Here is a 20,464-nt window from a genome sequence, read left to right as displayed (position 1 = left end):
TGGAGAACCCAATGAATTTGTCACTGCGTAAAGTTGCTCTCACCGCCAGCGCCCTGCTGTTCGCCGGCCAACTGATGGCCGAGCCGAAGCGCCCGGAATGTATCGCCCCAGCCTCCCCCGGCGGTGGTTTCGACCTGACCTGCAAACTGGCGCAAAGCGCGCTGATCAACGAAAAAATCCTGACCAAACCGATGCGCGTGACCTACATGCCCGGCGGCGTCGGCGCGGTGGCCTACAACGCGGTGGTCGCTCAGCGTCCGGGCGATGCCGGCACGCTGGTGGCGTGGTCCAGCGGTTCGTTACTGAACCTGGCCCAAGGCAAGTTCGGGCGTTTCGATGAGACCAACGTTCGCTGGTTGGCCGCTGTCGGCACCAGCTACGGCGCCATCGCGGTGAAAAGCGACTCGCCTTACAAGAATCTGGACGATCTCGTTCAGGCGCTGAAGAAAGATCCGAGCAAAGTGGTGATCGGCTCCGGCGGCACCGTCGGCAGCCAGGACTGGATGCAAACCGCGCTGATCGCCAAGGCCGCCGGGATCAACCCACGTGACCTACGTTATGTGGCCCTCGAAGGCGGCGGTGAAATCGCCACTGCCCTGCTCGGCGGCCACATCCAAGTCGGCAGCACCGACATCTCCGACTCCATGCCGCACATCCAGAGCGGTGACATGCGTCTGCTAGCGGTATTCGCCGACAAACGTCTGGACGAGCCGGAAATGAAGGACATCCCGACCGCCAAAGAGCAAGGCTACGACATCGTCTGGCCGGTGGTTCGCGGTTTCTACCTCGGGCCAAAGGTCAGCGACGAAGACTACGCCTGGTGGAAAAACGCCTTCGACAAACTGCTGGCGTCCGAAGACTTCGCCAAGCTGCGAGATCAGCGTGAACTGTTCCCGTTCGCCATGACCGGCCCGGAGCTGGACACCTACGTGAAGAAACAGGTGGCTGACTACAAAGTGCTGGCCAAAGAGTTCGGCCTGATCCAGTGATCGCCTCTGTCTAGCGGCTGCGGCCCCGTTTGCGCGGGACTGCGGCACAGGAGTTTCCCATGCTCTTACAACGCATTTTTGCTTCGGTGCTGTTGCTGGCCTGTATTGGCCTGGCGCTGATGGCGTGGCCGTATCAAGCGGCTTTTTCCTACGAACCGGTGGGGCCTCGGGCCTTCCCGCTGTTGATGCTCGGGCTGATGGGCCTGGCGCTGTTGTATATGGTGTTTCGCCCCGCACCGATCAAGCACAACCCTGACGAACCGCCGATGGACCGCGAGACCCTGACCAAAATCGGTATCTGCGTGGTGCTGTTGCTGGTGTTCGCGGGCACCTTCGAACCGCTTGGTTTCATTGTCGCGAGCATCCTGATTGGGATCCCGATGGCGCGCTTATATGGCGGCCGCTGGTTGCCCAGCACGGTGATCATCAGCCTGATGGCGATCGGTCTTTATCTGCTGTTCGACAAGTTGATGGACGTGCCACTGCCCTTGGGCGTGCTCGACGTTCTGGAGAACTGATATGGATACTCTTGGCTATTTGGGTCAGGGATTTGGCGTTGCGCTGACCCCGTACAACCTGGTGACCGCGCTGTGCGGCACACTCATCGGCACCGTGGTTGGCCTGTTGCCGGGCCTGGGCCCGATCAACGGGGTGGCGCTGTTGATCCCGATCGCATTCGCCCTCGGTCTGCCACCGGAATCAGCACTGATCTTGCTGGCGGCGGTGTACCTGGGTTGCGAATACGGCGGCCGGATCAGCTCGATTTTGCTGAACATTCCTGGCGAAGCCTCCACCGTCATGACCACCCTCGACGGTTACCCGATGGCCCGCAAAGGCCTGGCCGGTGTAGCGCTGTCGCTGTCGGCGTGGAGTTCGTTCATCGGCGCATTTATCGCCACCTGCGGCATGGTGCTGTTCGCCCCGCTGCTGGCGAAATGGGCGATTGCCTTCGGACCCGCCGAATACTTTGTACTGATGGTATTCGCGATTGTCTGCCTGGGCGGCATGGCCGGTGATCGGCCGCTGAAAACTTTTATCGCAGCGTTGATCGGTCTGTTCCTGTCGAGCGTCGGGATCGATGCCAACAGCGGCGTGTACCGTTTCACCGGGGACAACATCCACCTGACCGACGGCATTCAATTCGTCGTGTTGGTGCTGGGCCTGTTCTCCATCAGTGAAATCCTCCTGCTGCTGGAAAAAACCCACCACGGTCAGGAAGCGGTGAAAGCCACCGGCCGCATGATGTTCAACTTCAAAGAAGCGTCAGCTGTATTCGTGGTGAACATTCGTTGCGGCGTGTTGGGTTTCATCATGGGCGTGTTGCCGGGTGCCGGTGCGACGCTCGCCAGCGCCGTGGCCTACATGACCGAGAAACGCATCGCCGGCGCCAAAGGCACCTTCGGCCAAGGCGACATGCGTGGCCTCGCGGCACCTGAAACGGCCATCGGCGGCGCAGCCTGCGGCGCACTGGTGCCGATGCTGACCCTCGGCGTTCCGGGTTCGGGCACCACGGCGGTGATGATTGGCGCGCTGTCGCTGTACAACATCACGCCGGGGCCGCTGCTGTTCCAGCAACAACCGGACATCGTCTGGGGCCTGATCGCTTCGTTGTTCGTCGCCAACATCATGCTGGTGATCCTCAACATCCCGATGATCCGCATCTTCACCCGCATCCTCGCCGTGCCGAACTGGGCGCTGGTGCCGGTGATCGCGATCATTACCGGGATCGGCGTCTACGCGGTGCACGCCACCACGTTCGACCTGTTCCTGATGATCGGCATCGGTATCTTCGGTTACATCCTGCGCAAGATGGACTTTCCGCTGTCGCCGGTCCTGCTGGGGTTCATCCTCGGCGGCTTGATGGAGCAGAACCTGCGTCGTGCGCTGTCGATTTCCAACGGCGCGCTGGAGATTCTCTGGTCCAGCCCGATCACCTTCGGCTGCTGGGTGCTGACCGCAATCATGTTGCTGATGCCGGTCATCCGGATCTGGCGCAAACGTTCGGTCGCCCGGCGCACCATTGCCGATGTCTGATCGTCCCTTCAAAACCTGGTGGGGAACACCGCTGGTCGGTCTGCTTGGCGGTTACCTCGCCAGCCAGATCGGCTGGCCGCTGCCGTGGATGGTCGGCTCGTTGCTGGCGATCATCCTGGTGCGCTGCCTGACACCCTGGCAATTGGCGGAAATCCCTGGCGGGCGCAAGTGCGGTCAGTGGATCGTCGGCATCGGTATCGGCCTGCACTTCACCCCGGTGGTGATGGAGCAGGTCCTGAGTCATTTCGGTTTGATCTTCTTTGGGGCGCTGGTCACCAGCCTGTCCGCCGTGGTCGGGGTCTGGTTGATGCGGCGCACCGGTGAGGATCGCGCCACCGCGTTCTTTTCCAGCATGCCGGGAGGCTCCGGCGAGATGGTCAACCTCGGCGCGCGCAATGGCGCGGTGCTCAGCCGGGTCGCGGCGGGGCAGAGTTTACGGGTACTGGTGGTGGTGCTGTGTGTGCCGGCGGCGTTCAAGTATTTGCTCGGGGACGGAGCGCCGATCGCCCATGCCACGGCCGTCGATTGGCGTTGGCTGGCGGTGTTGTTTCCGGCGGGCGCCCTGCTCGCTTGGGTCTGGCAGCGTTTACGACAACCCAATCCGTGGCTGTTCGGGCCGTTGCTGGTGAGTGCGGCGGTGAGTATCAGTTGGGATCTGCACATCGGTTTGCCTAACGGCGGTAGCCAGATCGGCCAATGGTTGATTGGCAGCGGCTTGGGATGTCACTTCAATCGGCAATTCTTCCGGCGCGCTCCGTCATTTATGGGACGGACGTTGATCGGCACGGTGTTGACCATGTTGATCGCCACGGCGGCGGCGCTGGGGTTGAGTGCGTTGACCCACCTGGATCTGCGTTCGCTGACGTTGGGCATGATGCCCGGCGGGATTGCAGAAATGAGTTTGACCGCGGAGACCCTGCAATTGTCGGTGCCCTTGGTAACCGCGATGCAGGTGATGCGGTTGTTGTTTGTGTTGTTTCTGGCGGAACCGTTGTTCAAGTATTGGAATCGGCAACCGGAGCAGCCCTGACACCGCCCCAGTGACAGGTGATGACTGTGGCGAGGGGGCTTGCCCCCGTTCGGCTGCGAAGCAGTCGTAAAACCTGTAAATGCGGTGTTTGGCAAAAAGCAGGGCCGCTGCTCGACCCAACGGGGGAAAGCCCCCTCGCCACAGCAAGCTCCCTCGCCACAAAAGCCCTCACGGTCATCCCATCAAACCGGCGGCAACCGCCACTCGATCGGCGTTTCGCCATTCTGCTCCAGAAACTTGTTGGTCCGGCTGAAGTGTCCGCAACCGAGGAAGCCGCGATAAGCGGACAGCGGCGAAGGATGCACCGACGTCAGCACCAGATGCTTCGTAGCATCAATCAGCTTCTGCTTGCCCTGGGCATGCGCGCCCCACAGCATGAACACCAGATGCGGCTGATGTTCGCTGACCACTTCAATGATCCGATCGGTGAAAAACTGCCAGCCCTTGTCCTTGTGCGCATTGGCGTTGGCGCGCTCGACGGTCATGGTGGTGTTGATCATCAACACGCCCTGATCGGCCCAGCTTTGCAGGCAGCCGTGGCTCGGGATGTCGATGTTCAGATCGCGTTTCAACTCTTTATAGATGTTCACCAGCGACGGCGGCGCCGGCACGCCCGGTTGCACCGAGAAGCACAAGCCATGGGCCTGGCCGGGGCCGTGATAGGGGTCCTGCCCGAGGATCACGACCTTGACCTTGTCCAGCGGCGTGGAGTTGAGCGCATTGAAGATCATCGGACCAGGCGGATAAATTTCCTTGCCGGCCGCGCGCTCCTGTTGCAGGAATGAGCGCAACTCTGCCATGTAGGGCTGGTCGAATTCAGCACGCAGTGCCTCCTTCCAGCTCGGTTCGAGTTTGATACGGTCGTCAGCAGTCATGGTCATACCCGGCAAAAACAATGGGGCGAACCCTAGGAAACCCCAACCTCCTTGTCAATTGATCTGACGCAGATCCGGCACTTTCCTACTTTGCGATCATACTGAACGCTCAAATTCCCGATCGAGGTCACGATGAATTTGCACTTCGAAGAACTTACCGGCACCGACGGCGCGCGCATCGGCATCGCCAGCCTGGACGCCGAAAAGTCGCTGAATGCCTTGTCCCTGCCGATGATCAATGCCCTGCGCGATCAACTGGACGCTTGGGCCAAGGAGCCACAAATCGTCTGCGTGCTGTTGCGGGGCAACGGCGCCAAAGCCTTCTGTGCCGGTGGCGAAGTACGCAGCCTGGTCGAAGCCTGCCGCAACCATCCCGGCGAAGTACCACCGCTGGCCGCGCAATTCTTCGCCGCGGAATATCGCCTGGACTTCATGCTGCACACCTATCCAAAACCGCTGATCTGCTGGGGTCACGGTTACGTGCTCGGCGGCGGCATGGGACTGCTGCAAGGGGCGAGCATCCGGATTGTCACGCCAACCAGCCGCCTGGCGATGCCGGAGATCAGCATCGGCTTGTACCCGGATGTCGGCGCCAGTTGGTTTCTGTCACGACTGCCCGGCAAGCTCGGGTTGTTCCTCGGCCTGACCGGCGCGCACATGAATGCCCGTGATGCGATCGATCTGGATCTGGCGGACCGGTTCCTGCTTGAAGAACAGCAGGAAGAACTGGTCGAAGGCTTGCTGCAATTGAACTGGCAGGAACAGACCTCGATGCAACTCAACAGCCTGCTCAAGGCATTGCAACAGGAAGCCGTCGCGCAGTCGCCTGAAGCGCAATGGCTGCCGCGTCGCCAGCAGATCGACGAACTGCTGGATGTCAGCGATGTGCGCTGTGCCTGGAAGGCAATCAGCCATTTGCGGGGTCACACCGATCCGCTGCTCAGCCGCGCGGCGAAGACCATGACTGAGGGCTCGCCCCTGACCGCTCATCTGGTCTGGGAACAAATCGCCCGGGCCCGGCATCTGTCATTGGCTGAAGTCTTTCAGATGGAATACACCCTGAGCCTCAACTGCTGCCGTCACCCGGAATTCAGTGAAGGGGTGCGGGCGCGGCTGATCGACAAGGATCAGAAGCCGCACTGGCACTGGCCGGATATCAACAATGTGCCGGATGCGGTGGTGGAGGCGCATTTTCATAAGGTTTGGGAAGGACGGCATCCGTTGGCGGATTTGTCGGAGTACTGACTTTCCAGGGTGAAATTCAGGCACAAAAAAGCGGCGCTCAATGCGCCGCTTTCTATTGCGGGTGATTACCAGCGGTTGCCCCGCCCATTGTGGTCGCCACGTCCGCTGTGTCGGTCGTAGTTGCCGCGACCCCGGTGATCGTTGTCCCAACCGCCGCGACGGTGGCCGTCCCAGTTGCCACGATCATTGCCGTGCCAGCGGCGGCTCTCGTAGTAGCGTGGAGCGGGCTGATAGTAGCGCGGCGCCGGTTGGTAATAGCGCGGTTGCTGGTAATAACGCGGTGCTGGCTGGTAGTAGCGCGGCGCCGAGTAGTACGTGCTGCCACCGCTGTAATAATTGCCGCCCGCGTTGTAGTAAGCCGGTGCGGGTGAGGTGTAGACCTCGGAGCTGTAATACGAGTCCGCGTAAGAGTAAGGGGCGCAACCGGCAACGGAAAACATCAACGCAGCAAGCAGTAGGATTCGTCTATACATGGCGGCCTCCTTGGACCGCGGGTGGGCCACACCAGCGACGCTGGCGGGCGTCAGTCGATTATTCGGTGACTGACGAAAAATCAGACAGCGTTTTCGGCATCTGGTGCGTTTCTGCAACAAGTTGAAACAAGTGATTTATGAAACCTTGTTCATCCGCAAAACGTCGTCATTCAGCAACTGATTAATGGTGGCCACCATGATATCCGCCGCCGTGATAACCCCGTCCGTAACCACCTCGATAACCGTAGCCGCCGTAGTAATAGCGGGCGCCGCCGTAGTAACGCGGACCGTAATAACCACCGTAGTAATAAGGCGAGTAATAGCCGGGATAGTAGTAAGTGGCAGGATAGGCGTCGTAGGGGCCGGCGTAGTAGTAACAACCGGACAAACCAAAAACCAGAACTGCACCGAGCAACATCTTCTGTACACGCATGGCGGCCTCCTGAAAGACCCACGGCCGCAACAGGACAGAGCAGCCGACACAGTTTTGACTGATACGGATCAATCAAGTGCCCAACAAGGACTGACATCAGATCAGCGGTGGCCATACCCAACGCAGCCCCCTGTGGTAGCGAGCCTGCTCGCGATAGCAGTGTGTCAGTCATCCAGTTATTTGCAGACACTGCCCTTAGAATGCACACCATCGGCCGCTGCTACGTTCGATGAAACCTTGCACACGCTGCTGTCCCGGGCCGATCATGCGATGTACCGGGCCAAACAAGCCGGCCGCAACCGCACCTGCGTGGAAATGCCTCACTCCGCTTATGAATAAGAAGCTGAATATGAAGCTGAATAAGAAACCTGACCTCTGCCCGGCCTGCGGCGCCCCCAACGACTGCAGCCTGGCCAACCCGCGAACCGCCGACCGCGCCTGCTGGTGCTACGGCGTGAGCATCGACCCGGCGGTACTCGAAGCGCTGCCGGCCGAGTTGCGCGATATTTCCTGCCTGTGCCCACGCTGCGCGCAGGTCGAGGTGCAGTTGCAAGCAGCGGCCCGGCCGATCACGTAAGATGCGCGGCCCTTTTCCCTCCGACGTCTAGCCATGCGTGTCGACCGTTTCCTCAGCAACCTGCCGCGCTTCAACCGTAAGCAGGTTCGTCTGTTGCTGGTGGAAAAACGCGTGCGGATCGACGCAAAAGTCGTCAGCGACCCGCATGCCGAGGTGCTGGAGTTCAGTCGCGTGGAAGTCGACGATGAAGTGCTGCAAGTCGGTAAACCGGCGCGCTACTTCATGCTGAACAAGCCGCCCGGCTGCGTCAGCGCCACCCGCGATCCGCAACACCCGACTGTGCTCGACCTGATCCATGAGCCGGACAAGGACGACCTGCACATCGCCGGTCGCCTGGACTTCAACACCACCGGCCTGATGATCATCACCAACGACGGCAGCTGGTCGCGCCGCCTGACCCAACCCCAGACCAAACTACCGAAGGTCTATTACGTCGAGACCGAACAGGACATTGGCCCGGAGTATGCGATCAAGTTCACCGAGGGTCTGTATTTCGCCTTCGAGGATCTCACCACCCAACCCGCTGAACTGGTCCTGCTGGGGCCAAAGTCCGCGCGGCTGGGCATCGTCGAAGGCCGGTATCACCAGGTGAAGCGCATGTTCGGCCACTTTGACAACAAGGTGCTGCACCTGCACCGCGAAAGCATGGGCCCGCTGCTGCTCGATAACGCGCTAAAACCGGGCGAGTACCGTGCGTTGCGCACCGAAGAGATCCAATTGATCTAAGCAGGCGACCGCTCAGCAGAAGTTGTCGAACAATTTACCAATGACACTTGCGCGATAGCGTGACCCCTGCTTGAATCAGGACGTCGGCCGAAATGTGACCGACGAGTCACAACATACCTCTAAGAAATCTTTTGCCGGCCAAGAACCCTCAGGTTCTGCATTCCACCGGCAGATTGCCCGCCAATAATAAAACCCGTCGACCGGCCTTCAATGGATCGACATGGGCTCCAAATTCCAGGCGTATGCCTACTGTCACAAATCTCGTGCAATCTCATTTGCGCGCATACCCGCTTGCCCAGGAGTCTTATGACATGAGGCCAGAAATCGCTGTGCTGGATATACAGGGTCAGTATCGGGTTTACACGGAGTTCTATCGCGCAGACGCCGCAGAGAAGACCATTATTCTCGTCAACGGCTCGATGGCCACGACTGCGTCGTTTGCTCAGACCGTGAAAAACCTACACCCGCAGTTCAACGTGGTTTGCTACGACCAGCCCTACGCGGGCAAGTCAAAAGCCCACAACCTGCATGAGAAATTGCTGACCAAGGAAGTCGAAGGGCAGATCTTGCTGGAGCTGATCGACCACTTCGCCGCTGAACACGTGCTGTCGTTTTCCTGGGGTGGCGCCGCGACCCTGGTCGCCCTCGCCCACCAGCCACGGCGCATTGAAAAAGCCGTGATCAGCTCGTTCTCCCCGGAGATCAACGAGCACATGCGCGACTACCTGGAACGCGGCGTCGATTACCTCGGCAGCCGGGACGGCGACCGGGTCGGCAACCTGGTGAACAGCACCATCGGCAAACACTTGCCGTCGCTGTTCAAGCGCTTCAACTATCGCCACGTGAGCAGCCTGGCTGAACACGAATACGGGCAGATGCACTTCCACATCAGCGACCTGCTGCACAGCGACCGCCAGTGCTTCCTCAAGGCTGCCGAAAAAATCAACGTGCCGGTGCTGTTCATGAACGGCGAATGGGACGAATACACCGCCGCCGAAGGCGCCCGGCTATTCGCCAACCACGTGCAACACGCCACCTTCAGCACCTTGCAAGCCACCGGGCACTTTCTCGACATGGAACACAAAGCCGCCTGCCGAGACAGCCAAAACGCACTGCTGGGCTTCCTGAAACCGGCGCAACACACCAGCCGACCGCGTTACCACTACGTCCAGGACCAACATGCACTGGCAATCTGAAACAACGTCATCGCGAGCTAGTCTGCGGGGTTGAGATTTTGCTTTACGCACCGCAGCGCTCGCCCGCGACTGACCGTTTTCAGTGATTTAAAGCGTTCATGAGTAAAAGAAAAACTTCAAATCCGCGCGCACATCTGGTACAAAGTCAGCCGCTCTGAGCGGGTGTCGTATAATGGCATTACTCCAGCTTCCCAAGCTGATAACGAGGGTTCGATTCCCTTCACCCGCTCCACTCAAATATCGGTCTAACGTTGCGCTTTTCGACGGGAGATCAGGAACAGAAAAAACCGGCCTAACAGGGCCGGTTTTTTTGTGGCCGGGATTTGATGTTTGCCATCTGGGCAGTACGGAACCTTTCAGAAACACTCCGTTGATTGCAGATTCGCCAGTCCCCTCTACGCTTCGGGTTCTCTAATGACAACAAGTGGAGTCTGTTCAAGGGAATGATCTGGCGCTCGGTACAGAAAATCCGGAGCACACGGCAAATCACTGCTCACTCTAAGAGGTTGCGCGCTCAGTGCAGGAAGATAAAAGGCAGGGAATGACGGAAGCGGAGCAGGCCATCTGGGATGGTGCAATCAAGTTTGCTCGATCAAACAAGAAAGCTATCGGTATGCGGCTAACCGATCAGGCCACCTATCCTCCCGAAAAAGAGCCTGTTTCGGTATTCATGGCAGGTTCGCCGGGCGCTGGTAAAACAGAGGCATCATTAGCCCTGCTGAACCTCTTCTCCGATACCCCCATCCTGCGAATCGATCCAGACGAGCTCAGAAACGAATTTGAAGCCTATCAAGGTGGCAATGCCTGGCTTTTCCAAGGAGCCGTTTCAATTCTCGTCGGAAAGCTGATTGACCTTGCCCTGGAGCGAAAACAGTCTTTCCTGCTGGACGGGACGCTTTCCAATATGGAGATCGCAAGGAAAAATGTGCAGCGCTGCCTAGACAAAGGGAGATTTGTGCAAATTCTCTACGTCTATCAAGATCCTAGACTTGCCTGGTCCTTTGTCAGAGCCCGTGAGGAAGCCGAAGGACGAAGGATTCGACCGGAGCATTTCGTCGACCAATACTTTGCAGCGCGTGACGTGGTAAACACCCTTAAGCTAGAGTTTGGCAAGGACATTCATGTCGATCTGCTCGTGAAGCACATTGATAATTCTGGACGCCTCTACAAGGCTGGCGTCGACAAGATCGACTACCATATCCCCGAGAAGCATACGAGACACGATCTGATGGCCATGCTTGGGATCAATGACGGAGTAACCCCATGAAATTCGGATCCACAAAAGAGTCCACGAGTCCATTCGCAGACTTCATTCGGAATGCGAAATCGGAAGAGAAGAAACGCGTTTACAGTGAAGTGCTCACCGAAGCTACCAAAAAACAGAATGAAGTGATGTCGGCGGCGCGTGAAAAGCAGGCGTGATTACTTTACTGAATTTTAAAAAAGCCCGGCAAAGTGCCGGGCTTTTTCTTTCTGGTATTTACCGTACCGCAATGTCTATTCCAGTTTTTAACCTTTGCCCCGTTGCAGAATGATTCAGAAACACACCGTTGATTGCAGAAACGCCATCCCCCTTTACGCTTTGATCTCTCTAACAAAAAGCGCTGCGTGCTCAAGGGGATGATCTAGATGCTCTATCCAATCGCAATGTCTGCCAGTGACGGTGAATGTGCCTGGGGGTTGAGGTGCCGGATCTGCCGGGGTGTTTTTCTGCCGGAGAGGATCAAGAGGATGCCATTGAGATGGCAAAAGCGGCCATAGAGGCCCACATCGAAATTCTGGCGGAAAGTGGTGCAGCCATTCCGGTCGCTGGGAAACTTGGAACTCACTTCTCCAATCAGAAATACGCGGGCTGCGTTTGGGCGTTGGTGGATGCGGATGTCGGTCGGTGCCTCGGGAGTCCGCAGGAACTGAGTATTACGCTACCGGGCTACCTGCTGGAGCGGATTGATCTTCACGTTCACCATCATCCGGAGGAGAAGAATCGTTCGGCGTTTTTGACTTCGGCGGCCTTGCGGATGTTGGCGCCTTGAATCGTGAATGTTCGTAGGCGCAACTATAAAAAACCGGCCCTTAAAGCCGGTTTTTTTGTGTCTGCTACAAATCGACGATTTTTTGATTACTCAGCCGGCACAACCTTATCCAGGGCCTGATTCACCGCCAATTCGCCCAACATCACAACCTGCGCGATACCGAGTGCGGTCTTGCGGTGTGAGGTGTCCAGCAGCGCGGCGAAGTTGCTGAGCATGGTGGTGGCCGAGCCGAGTGTTTCGCTGGCGTTGGCCAGCAGAGATTCGGTGTCGTAGGCAGGGTTGGCGAGGTACATCGGTTCGGTTTCGTGGGTGGAACCCATGATTCTGGCCGTAGGGCTGAGATAGTGGTCGAGGGCGTGTTCGGCGGCTTCGTGGAATTTCTTTGAGTTGGGTGATTCGTAGGGGGATGCCGGATCGGTTTCCGGTGGATTTGGCGTAATTTTGAACATAAGGGGGTACACCTCTAAGTAGAGCTGCAACCTGTCTCGCTACTAAACGGAAGGGTGGCAGCTGTGCGCAAGTTAGTAGACCGGATACCCACCTCAAATCCGGCGCATCCGAGGATGCCATGCGCACAGCTACCATCAAGTGCAGGCGAGAGCCTGACTGAACGACGCTTGTGCAACCGTATGAGAGGGATCGAGCCGGGCTACTAAACCCGATCACTGGAAATCAGTGATGCGAACAAAGTTACCGGCGACCCCCAAGGCGCACAAGCCGGCGGATTCTGGCTTACGTGTAGGCAACGACGCAAGGCGCTGTAGCCTTCGGGACGTAACACTGCACGACTTGAAACACGCCACTCGGAATACGTTTATACGGCGATAACACATAGCGATTTTTCCGATATTACAGATCCACAACACTCCATCGGTTTTCACCTCCCGCCCAACCAACTAGCATTTCCCCATCGACCACGCCCCTCCCCCTGCGCGGCCATCGACGAATACGCGCCTTCACTTTCGAGGGATTCCAATCGCGGCCACTGCGCCGCTGACGACCGAAATCAAAAGAGCATTTCACCATGACGCAAAACATCTACGACGATCCCGAATTTTTCCAGGGCTACAGCCAGATGAACCGCTCTATCGGCGGCCTTGATGCCGCGCCGGAATGGCCGGCGCTCAAGGCGCTGCTGCCGTCACTGCACGGTTTGCAAGTGGTCGATCTGGGCTGCGGTTATGGCTGGTTCAGCCGCTGGGCCAGCGAGAACGGCGCCGCCGACGTGCTGGGCCTGGATGTCTCGCAGAAGATGCTGGAACGGGCACGCAATACCACTTCCGCAGCGAACATCCGCTACGAGCGTGCCGACCTTGAACAACTCGATCTGCCCGCTTGCCATTTCGACCTGGCCTACAGCTCCCTGGCGCTGCACTACATAAAGGATCTGCCAGGGCTGTTTGCACATCTGTACGCGGCGTTGAAACCGGGCGCGCACTTTGTCTTTTCCATCGAACACCCGATCTTCATGGCGCCGCGCAACCCCGGTTGGCTGATCGACAGCGAAGGCCATAAACGCTGGCCGCTCGACAGCTATCAGAGGGAAGGCGAGCGGGTAACCAACTGGTTGGCCGAGGGCGTGATCAAACAGCACCGCACGCTCGGCACACTGCTGAACACGTTGATTGGCGCAGGTTTCACGATTCGTCACGTCAACGAATGGGGGCCGAGCGATGCCGACGTGGCGGCGCAACCGGCGCTGGCCGAGGAACGTGAACGGCCGATGATGTTGCTGGTTTCAGTGCAGCGCTGAGGGCAAACCTTTCAACCGATTTGTACAGATTTAGAGTGATAATGCGCGCGCGGCTCGGCGCCTGTTCTTTGGGCGCCGAGGCAACTGATCATCCATCAAGGAAGCACGATGCAGATTACTCAGGGACAACGACTGCCACTGTCAAACATTCTCCAGGGACAATCGCTCACACTCGCGATGCAAATTCAGTCCAGCGATGTCATCGACTTCGTCTGCTTCGGCGTCGACGCCCAAGGCAAGCTGTCTGACGACCGCTACATGGTGTTCTTCAATCAACCGACCACGCCGTGTGCCAGCGTCAGGATCGAAGACCAAGGCCGCTTTCAGATCAACCTCGCGCAATTGCCGGCTACCATTGATCGCCTGGTGTTCACCGCCTCGATTGATGGCGCCGGGGCGATGAGCGCCATTGGCGCCAGTCACTTCAGCGTGTCCAACCCGGCCGGCCAGACGGTTGCCCAGTGTGCGTTTTCCGGGGCAACCTTCAGCGCCGAGAAAGCCATCATGGTCGCCGAGTTGTATCGCAAAAACGGCGAGTGGCGCCTGCTCTCGAACCTGCAAGGTTACGCCCAAGGCCTCGATGCGCTGGTGAATCACTTCGGTGGTGAAGTGGCTGAAAGCCCTGCACCAGCACCCGCGTCAACTCCTGCAAAAGTCTCTCTCGAGAAAAAGATCGCAGCGGCCGCGCCGCACCTGGTCAGCCTGGCCAAGAAAGCGCAGATCAGCCTGGAAAAAGCCAATCTCACCCAAACCAAGGCCCGCGTGGTGCTGGTGCTCGACGCTTCCGGCTCGATGAACCATCAGTACGCCAAAGGCCGGGTTCAGGAAGTCGTCGACCGGTTGCTGCCGCTCGCGGTGTCGTTCGATGAGGATGGTGAACTTGATTGCTGGGCCTTCGGCGCCAAGCCATTGCAGCTCTCGCCAGTGACCCTGAGCAACCACAAGGGATTCATCGACAGCGACAGCCGTGGCTGGCGCAACTGGGAACTCGGCAGCCGGATCAACGATGAGCCCAAGGTCATCGAAAAGGTGCTTGAGCAGTTTCAACTGACCGCTGACGGTACGCCCATGTACGTCCTGTTCATCAGTGACGGCGGCGTCTCGGAAAGCCGCAAGATTACCCGGTTGATGGTCGAAGCCGCTCACCTGCCGATCTTCTGGCAATTCGTCGGGCTCGGCGGCAAGGGCTACGGGATTCTGGAGAAGCTCGACACCCTGCCCGGACGCGTGGTCGACAACTGCGGCTTCTTCGCGCTGGACGACTTGCACGACATCTCGGAAGAACAACTCTACGATCTGTTGATGGCCGAGTTCCCGATCTGGCTGAAGGACGCCAAGGCCAAGGGCATTATTCGCTGAAGCCCGGCCCGCGCAGCCCTTGAAGCCTGCGCGGGATCACCCTCAGTCCAGATCGGACATCTGCAGCGGCGTGATCTCGGCAAACCGCGCCGAACGATCCAGTTTGACCCGCGCCCCGCACGCGTTGAGTGCCGCGATCGGCGCGCCGGCCTATCGGACAGGTGTTCGCTCAAGCCCTGCGCCGAATCAAGCGCTTGGCATCGCGATAAACGTTGAGCCATTCCATTTGTACTGTTCGACGCTTTCGACGCTCGGGCAGCAGTTGGCGTCGTCAGGGCCGACAGACAGCACTTTCAGCGCCAGTCTTTTCGCATCGAGCACCTGAACGTTCTGCACCCCTGATCCCACGACGAGCGTGCTGCGATAGTTCCAGCCATTGGCATCGGCATAGAACGTGGCAAGGGACTGGAAGTAACCGTTACCGCCCCCTGCCCTTCGATGGTGTAAAGAACCACGGCGTCGTTGACGCCATCGTCATTGAGGTCGGCAAAAACCACCTGCCGGCCTTCCTTGTATTCGTCGCCACCGTCCTTGGCCAATTCAGCGGCGATCATGCGGTCAACCGCGCTATCGAGCGTTGCGGGCATCGCCGCTGTTGCCGTAACAACCGGCTCCGCGGTGGCGGGAGCGGCGGGAGCGACCTCTTTGCCGAGCAGAATGGCTGCTGTGGGCGACAGGGGTTCCTGTGCTTCAGCGCGCATCTCGCCGCGCACTTTTTCCAGCACAACGGACGTAAGTTGCTGCATGTCGGAGGCGAGGAAAAGTTGATTTCGCGTGTTGCCGAGCGGCTGGGCTTCACCCAGGAACCAACGCGCGAAGAAACCTGGACGTTTGCTTTCTTGCTGTTTGATCAAGCCTGTAATCAATTCATTGGCGGTCGGGACGAAGCGTTCATACACGTCCTGACCCAGCGCTTTTATGAGTGTGTCTTTCTCACGATCAATATTGCTGCGAGCCAACTCGAGCATGATGATGTTGGTATCAACCAGCTTGCTTTCGCATTCATTGGTGTAATTACCAAAACACGACTCACGGTATTCCTGCACGGCATTGTTGGCCTGGAAATCGTCGTAGGCACCACAGCCCGCCAACGTTGCCAGAACCCCGACCGCGCACATTCCACGAAACATTTGCATTTCCTTATCCCTTATCCCTTGTCCTTTCTGTACTGCCCGAATGACAGGCAAGAAAAAGCCCCCTTTGGAGGGGGCCTTCTCAACCCTTGCGGGTTAGCCGATGCTTACACCGTGGGCTTCAGCCAGAGGCTTGAGGCCGCCGGCGAAACCTTGGCCGATCGCCTTGAACTTGAACTCTTCACCGTTGCGGTAGAGCTCACCGAAGATCATCGCGGTTTCGGTGGAAGCATCTTCGCTCAGGTCGTAGCGAGCCAGTTCCTTGCCGTCAGCCTTGTTGACCACACGGATGTAGGCGTTCGATACCTGACCGAAGCTCTGCTTGCGTGCTTCGGCGTCGTGGATGGTTACCGAGAACACCAGTTTCTTCACAGCGGCCGCCAGGCCATTGAGCTTGACGGTGGCTTGCTCGTCATCACCTTCGCCAGCGCCCGAGCGGTTGTCGCCCATGTGCTCGACGGAACCGTCGGCGGAAGTTTTGTTGTTGTAGAAAATGAAGCCATTGTCGTCGAGCACTTTGCCGTTTTCACCAACGATGAAAATCGATGCGTCGAGGTCGAACTCGGTGCCGTCAGTGACACGAGGATCCCAACCCAGGCCGACGATCACTTCGGTCAGGCCAGGAGCTTCTTTGGACAGCGAGACGTTGCCACCTTTGGACAGACTTACAGCCATGTTCAGATTCCTTTTGCTGGGGTTGTTTAGAAGTTCATGCCGTAGTTGTTAGCCAGGGCGCGCAGGCCACCGGTGTAACCCTGACCAACGGCGCGGAATTTCCACTCGCCGTTGTTGCGATACAGCTCAGCGAAGACCATCGCCGTTTCAGTCGAAGCGTCTTCCGCCAGGTCGTAGCGAACCACTTCAGTGCTGGTCACGTCGTTGACGACACGGATGAACGAACCACCGACCTGACCGAAGCTCTGCTTGCGCGACTCGGCGTCGTGGATGGTCACGATGAACACAACCTTGTCCACGTCAGCCGGAATGCGGCTCAGGTCGACCTTGATCACTTCGTCGTCGCCGTCGCCAGCGCCTGTGCGGTTGTCGCCAGTGTGCTCGACCGAACCGTCCAGACTTTTCAGCTGGTTGTAGAAAATGAAGTCGGCTTCGCTGCGGACCTTGCCGTTCGCACCCAGCAGAAGAGCGCTCGCGTCCAGGTCAAACTCGGCGCCGTCAGTTGCTCGCGGATCCCAGCCCAGACCCACCAGAATCTTGCTCAGGCTCGGGTCGGTTTTGGTCAGGGACAGGTTTGCACCCTTTTGAAGAGTCAGTGCCATGGGTATTACTCCTTGTGGTGAAGACGATTACTCATTGGTTTTCGACCGGTGCTTCTTCTTCCTTTCCGGGGAAGATCAAGCTGGCGACAACACCGATCGCCAATACAACCATTACGATCAGCAAACTGGTGTTCGCATCGATGGTGTAGCCGTGGTGGAACATGTGATCCGTTGCGTTCAAGCCGAGCTTGACCGCAATGAAGAACAGCAGCGCGATGACCGATTTTTCCAGGTGCACCAGGTAGCGTTTCAGAGCTTCAAGCACGAAGTACATGGTACGCAGACCCAGAATGGCGAAGAGCATGGCCGAGTACACGATCAGCGGCTCACGGCTCACGGCGATAACTGCCGGCACGGAGTCGAAGGCGAACAGTACGTCGGAGACTTCCGCCACCACCAGGCACAGGAACAGCGGCGTGGCAAAAATGGTGCCCTTCGCTGCCAGCGACATGCCCTGGTTCTCAGGTTTCTTCAGCTCTACTTCGAGTTGCTTGCGCGACACAAAGAAGTTGTGGCCGTACAGCTTTGGCCATACCGGGAAGAGTTTTTGCGCGAAGCGGTAAGCCATGTGCTTGGAATAGTCTTCCTCTTCCTCGTCATCACCGCCACTGCGCAACATCATGATGGCCGTCCAGGCGACGATCACCGCGAAGACGATTTCGACCCACGGGCCGAACGCCAGCAGACCGGTACCGATCGCAACGAAGATCCCGCGGAAGACGATCGCGCCGATGATGCCCCAGTACAGAACACGGTGGCGCATGCCATCCGGCACTTTGAACCAGGCGAAAATCGCCATGAACACAAACAGGTTGTCGACGCTGAGGACTTTTTCCAGCGCATAACCGGTGACGAACAGACTGGCGACTTCCGGCCCGTGCTCGTAATACAGGAAACCTGCAAACGCCAGCGAGATTGCAATCCAGAAAATCGACCAGATCGAGGCTTTAGCCAGCGAAATGGGTTTGTCACCACGGTGGGTGACCATGTCGAGCAGCAGCGCGCCCACCGCGATCCCGACGAACACCGCCATCGTCAGCGGGGAAATCCAATGTGACTGTCCAAGGTCCAGCTCCTTAAAGTTCGAAATCAGCCGGGTTCAAACCCAGCTCAAGGCAAATCTGACGGCAAGCCGCTTTTTCTTTGTCATCGAAGTTGCCATCCGACGCGCCGATGGCGCAGGCGACACGTACCAGCAAACGACCTGCACCGGCATCACCCTTGATCTTGCCGATCGTTTTCAGCGCTTCGGCCTGACCGATCTGATAATCGAACTCGAACTTTTCGCAGTGACCATTGAAGGACTTGATGACCTCGGTCATGTTGAAAACCTTCAATTCCGGCGAGTTGCTGATGAACCCGGCCATCTTGGTTTTCTCGGCAGAGGAAATCTCACCGTCTGCCGACGCAACGACGGCGCAGGCCGCTGTCATGGCATCCATGAACTTCTGGTTTTTGAACTTGCTGACCTCAGTGGTCAGTTTGTCCCGTGCCATTGCAGCGTTTTCTTTAAGCCATGCAAACATTTTGAGGTCCTCTGAAAGGCGGGGCCCCAAGCCCCGCCTGGGTAACTATTTCGAGCCGGCACGCCAGCTCATGCCCCAACCGTAGGCTTTGTCCACCGCCGAATGCCCGCGGTGGAAATCCACCCGCCGGGAAACCTTGACGGCGCCGTTGACGTTTTCGAGCATGGCAATGGCACACATGCCATCGCGTCCGCCCTCTTCATTGAGGCGCACCTCGATTTCCGGCTGGTTCGGGATGTAGATGGTCACTACACCATCGGTCTCGCGCCAGTTCGGAGCCCCTTCGTAGATGAAGGCGAAGATCAGGATCCGTCGCACTTCAGCCCACTTGGTGCCGTTGATGTGCAGCCATTCGCCACCGGCCACGGAGCCGGTACGGTCGTCGCCCATCAGCTGGATGTAAGGGGCTTGGTTCAAGCTGCCGAAGCAGTTGCCAAGGGCTTGAACCACGCCCTTTTCACCGTCCTGCAACTCGTACAGGCAACCCACGTCCAGGTCGATCGAGGAGCTGCTTTTGAAGAAACCGCCGGAACTGCGCTTGTTCCAGTTCAGGTTGACCTTGATCTCGCCGAAACCGGCGGCGGTCTTCTCCAGGCTGATCGAGCTGCGCGTTTTGTCGAGAGTGACCTTGCTCAGGCTGATCGTCGACTTCGGCGCCGCCGGTGCAGGTGGCGGCACTGGCGCAGGGGTCGGAGCCGCTGCTGGAGCAGGAGCAGGAGCCGCCACGTCCACACCGAAATGCTTGGCCAGTGGCTCGAGCCCGCCGTTGAAACCCTGACCGACGCAGCGGAATTTCCACTCGCCCTGACGACGATAGAACTCGCCGAGGATCAACGCGGTTTCTTTCATGCCGCTGGTTGGGATCTGCGCTTCAACGCCACCCGAAACCACCATCGACAACTGCGAGACACGCTCAAAGCTGGCTTTGTTCTCGTAGATCGTGGCGGTCAGCGCGACCTTTTCCACGACCGGTTCGAGTCGGCTCAGATCAACGTTGAACACCGCGCGACCGGCCGAAGTATCCGACAACGTCACCGCACCGCCGAGCACACTCGGCTGACCGTAAAAGCACATGTCGCCATCGCCGCGAACCTTTGCCGTGGTTCCCAGAACGAAGGCCGAGACATCAATGTCGGCGCCGGCAATCGGCGAGTAATTGATGTCGACGCGAAGCGGGCCGCTGGCAACTGGCGCGTTGCCGCCCGGAGCGAGGGTCGCCATTAGCGCAGCGCCTGAGTGGCCAGGTTGATCAGGTCATCCGCGGTGCGGCCATGGGTGGTCTCGCCGATAGCGGTGAACTTCCAGCCATCGCTGTCACGCGACAGGCTGGCCATGACGATGCCGGTGTGAGCGCCACGTTCGGACAGATTGAAACGGGCCAGTTCGCTCTTGTTACTGGCGTTGACGATGCGGCAGTAGGCGTTTTCAACTTTTTCGAAATTCTGCCCGGTGAAGCTGTTCACAGTGAACACCAGGTGCTGAACCACCGCAGGCAGGCGCTGCAGGTCAACATGGATGGTTTCGTCGTCGCCATCACCTTCGCCCGTGCGGTTGTCGCCGGAGTGCTGGATCGAGCCGTCCTGGGATTTGAGCTGACGGAACCAGACCAGGTCCACAGGCTTCAGGCTGCCGTCGAGCAGGATGCACGAAGCATCAAGGTCGATCTCACCGCCATTGCCCATCAGTTTGCCGAGAAAACCGGCCTTTACCGGATCCCAACCCAGGCCGAGGCTGACGCTGGACAACGCAGTGCCGGCCGTTTTTTCCAGGGAAATGGACTGTTTTTTGCTCAGGGTAAGTGCCAT

The 20,464-nt window shown here is 58.5% G+C and carries 22 protein-coding genes, 1 tRNA gene and 2 pseudogenes; 14 read left to right on the top strand and 11 right to left on the bottom strand.

The annotated features are described in order from the left end of the window. The first annotated feature begins 11 nt into the window (after positions 1–11). The 4 genes from JFT87_RS11830 to JFT87_RS11815 are packed head-to-tail and all read left to right on the top strand — an operon-like array spanning position 12 to position 4,053. A complete protein-coding gene (locus JFT87_RS11830; RefSeq protein WP_201201472.1) occupies positions 12–989 on the top strand; it encodes a Bug family tripartite tricarboxylate transporter substrate binding protein in 978 nt (325 codons plus the stop codon). 59 nt (positions 990–1,048) lie between these two features. After that, complete coding sequence (locus JFT87_RS11825; RefSeq protein ID WP_201201465.1) at positions 1,049–1,507, top strand: tripartite tricarboxylate transporter TctB family protein; 459 nt, start codon at positions 1,049–1,051, stop codon at positions 1,505–1,507. 1 nt (position 1,508) lies between these two features. After that, a complete protein-coding gene (locus JFT87_RS11820) occupies positions 1,509–3,023 on the top strand; it encodes a tripartite tricarboxylate transporter permease (RefSeq protein ID WP_201201463.1) in 1,515 nt (504 codons plus the stop codon). After that, positions 3,016–4,053 carry an AbrB family transcriptional regulator gene (locus tag JFT87_RS11815; RefSeq protein WP_201201461.1) on the top strand — a complete coding sequence of 346 codons (1,038 nt, stop codon included), beginning with the start codon at positions 3,016–3,018 and terminating at the stop codon, positions 4,051–4,053. Before JFT87_RS11820 ends, JFT87_RS11815 begins: the two co-directional genes overlap by 8 nt. Before the next feature lie 182 nt (positions 4,054–4,235). Here JFT87_RS11815 and ung read toward each other — a convergent pair whose 3' ends face one another. Beyond that, positions 4,236–4,928, bottom strand: a complete 693-nt coding sequence (ung, locus tag JFT87_RS11810; RefSeq protein WP_201201459.1) for a uracil-DNA glycosylase — start codon at positions 4,926–4,928, stop codon at positions 4,236–4,238. 132 nt (positions 4,929–5,060) lie between these two features. Between ung and JFT87_RS11805 the strand changes: the two genes are divergently transcribed. Then, entirely contained in the window at positions 5,061–6,173 is a 1,113-nt protein-coding gene (locus JFT87_RS11805; protein ID WP_201201457.1) for an enoyl-CoA hydratase/isomerase family protein, read from the top strand. 65 nt (positions 6,174–6,238) lie between these two features. On the opposite strand, the gene JFT87_RS11800 is transcribed toward JFT87_RS11805, so the two are convergent. Both JFT87_RS11800 and JFT87_RS11795 read right to left on the bottom strand, forming a co-directional pair. Further along, the gene (locus tag JFT87_RS11800; protein WP_201201455.1) at positions 6,239–6,646 is read right to left on the bottom strand and encodes a hypothetical protein; all 408 of its coding nucleotides are present in this window, start codon (positions 6,644–6,646) and stop codon (positions 6,239–6,241) included. A gap of 181 nt (positions 6,647–6,827) precedes the next feature. After that, on the bottom strand, positions 6,828–7,079 hold the full coding sequence (locus JFT87_RS11795; RefSeq protein ID WP_201201453.1) for a hypothetical protein: 252 nt from the start codon (positions 7,077–7,079) through the stop codon (positions 6,828–6,830). A gap of 349 nt (positions 7,080–7,428) precedes the next feature. Between JFT87_RS11795 and JFT87_RS11790 the strand changes: the two genes are divergently transcribed. The 7 genes and pseudogenes from JFT87_RS11790 (at position 7,429) to JFT87_RS11760 (ending at position 11,611) form a co-directional block, all read left to right on the top strand. Further along, positions 7,429–7,656 carry a cysteine-rich CWC family protein gene (locus JFT87_RS11790; RefSeq protein WP_201201452.1) on the top strand — a complete coding sequence of 76 codons (228 nt, stop codon included), beginning with the start codon at positions 7,429–7,431 and terminating at the stop codon, positions 7,654–7,656. A gap of 33 nt (positions 7,657–7,689) precedes the next feature. Beyond that, on the top strand, positions 7,690–8,382 hold the full coding sequence (locus JFT87_RS11785) for a pseudouridine synthase (RefSeq protein WP_201201450.1): 693 nt from the start codon (positions 7,690–7,692) through the stop codon (positions 8,380–8,382). A gap of 311 nt (positions 8,383–8,693) precedes the next feature. After that, positions 8,694–9,578, top strand: a complete 885-nt coding sequence (locus JFT87_RS11780) for an alpha/beta fold hydrolase (protein ID WP_201201449.1) — start codon at positions 8,694–8,696, stop codon at positions 9,576–9,578. 158 nt (positions 9,579–9,736) lie between these two features. Beyond that, positions 9,737–9,810: transfer RNA gene (locus JFT87_RS11775), tRNA-Gly, on the top strand. Between the two features lie 309 nt (positions 9,811–10,119). Continuing rightward, a complete protein-coding gene (locus JFT87_RS11770) occupies positions 10,120–10,845 on the top strand; it encodes a zeta toxin family protein (protein WP_201205165.1) in 726 nt (241 codons plus the stop codon). After that, positions 10,842–11,000 (top strand): hypothetical protein, encoded by a 159-nt coding sequence (locus tag JFT87_RS11765; RefSeq protein ID WP_176091699.1) that lies wholly within the window; start codon positions 10,842–10,844, stop codon positions 10,998–11,000. Before JFT87_RS11770 ends, JFT87_RS11765 begins: the two co-directional genes overlap by 4 nt. 207 nt (positions 11,001–11,207) lie before the next feature. Beyond that, positions 11,208–11,611, top strand: a pseudogene (locus JFT87_RS11760) (type II toxin-antitoxin system HicB family antitoxin). A gap of 86 nt (positions 11,612–11,697) precedes the next feature. Here the strand turns inward: JFT87_RS11760 and JFT87_RS11755 are convergent. Beyond that, a complete protein-coding gene (locus JFT87_RS11755) occupies positions 11,698–12,060 on the bottom strand; it encodes a DUF6124 family protein (protein ID WP_201201448.1) in 363 nt (120 codons plus the stop codon). Between the two features lie 575 nt (positions 12,061–12,635). Here JFT87_RS11755 and JFT87_RS11750 point away from each other — a divergent pair. Together JFT87_RS11750 and JFT87_RS11745 are read left to right on the top strand one after the other, a co-directional pair. Then, complete coding sequence (locus tag JFT87_RS11750) at positions 12,636–13,364, top strand: class I SAM-dependent methyltransferase (RefSeq protein ID WP_201201447.1); 729 nt, start codon at positions 12,636–12,638, stop codon at positions 13,362–13,364. A gap of 108 nt (positions 13,365–13,472) precedes the next feature. Further along, positions 13,473–14,723, top strand: coding sequence for a VWA domain-containing protein (locus JFT87_RS11745; protein ID WP_201201446.1), 1,251 nt, complete (start codon positions 13,473–13,475; stop codon positions 14,721–14,723). A gap of 293 nt (positions 14,724–15,016) precedes the next feature. Here JFT87_RS11745 and JFT87_RS11740 read toward each other — a convergent pair whose 3' ends face one another. The 7 genes and pseudogenes from JFT87_RS11740 to JFT87_RS11710 all read right to left on the bottom strand — a co-directional run bounded on the left by JFT87_RS11740 (position 15,017) and on the right by JFT87_RS11710 (position 20,464). Further along, positions 15,017–15,859, bottom strand: a complete 843-nt coding sequence (locus JFT87_RS11740; protein WP_201201444.1) for a hypothetical protein — start codon at positions 15,857–15,859, stop codon at positions 15,017–15,019. 93 nt (positions 15,860–15,952) lie between these two features. Then, a complete protein-coding gene (locus tag JFT87_RS11735; RefSeq protein ID WP_201201443.1) occupies positions 15,953–16,531 on the bottom strand; it encodes a TerD family protein in 579 nt (192 codons plus the stop codon). 26 nt (positions 16,532–16,557) lie between these two features. Further along, on the bottom strand, positions 16,558–17,133 hold the full coding sequence (locus JFT87_RS11730) for a TerD family protein (protein WP_201201442.1): 576 nt from the start codon (positions 17,131–17,133) through the stop codon (positions 16,558–16,560). A gap of 31 nt (positions 17,134–17,164) precedes the next feature. Beyond that, positions 17,165–18,198 (bottom strand): annotated as a pseudogene (locus tag JFT87_RS11725) (TerC/Alx family metal homeostasis membrane protein). A gap of 11 nt (positions 18,199–18,209) precedes the next feature. Beyond that, positions 18,210–18,659, bottom strand: coding sequence for a tellurite resistance TerB family protein (locus JFT87_RS11720; protein WP_201201438.1), 450 nt, complete (start codon positions 18,657–18,659; stop codon positions 18,210–18,212). Positions 18,660–18,704: 45 nt separating this feature from the next. Beyond that, on the bottom strand, positions 18,705–19,880 hold the full coding sequence (locus JFT87_RS11715) for a TerD family protein (RefSeq protein ID WP_201201437.1): 1,176 nt from the start codon (positions 19,878–19,880) through the stop codon (positions 18,705–18,707). After that, positions 19,880–20,464: a TerD family protein gene (locus JFT87_RS11710; RefSeq protein WP_201201433.1), complete on the bottom strand. Its 585-nt coding sequence runs from the start codon at positions 20,462–20,464 to the stop codon at positions 19,880–19,882. The genes JFT87_RS11715 and JFT87_RS11710 overlap by 1 nt, the downstream gene beginning before the upstream one ends.

Origin of the sequence: Pseudomonas sp. TH15, from assembly GCF_016651105.1 — a bacterium.
In the GTDB taxonomy this organism is placed as follows: Bacteria; Pseudomonadota; Gammaproteobacteria; order Pseudomonadales; family Pseudomonadaceae; genus Aquipseudomonas.
This window is presented reverse-complemented; position numbering and strand designations above follow the sequence as displayed.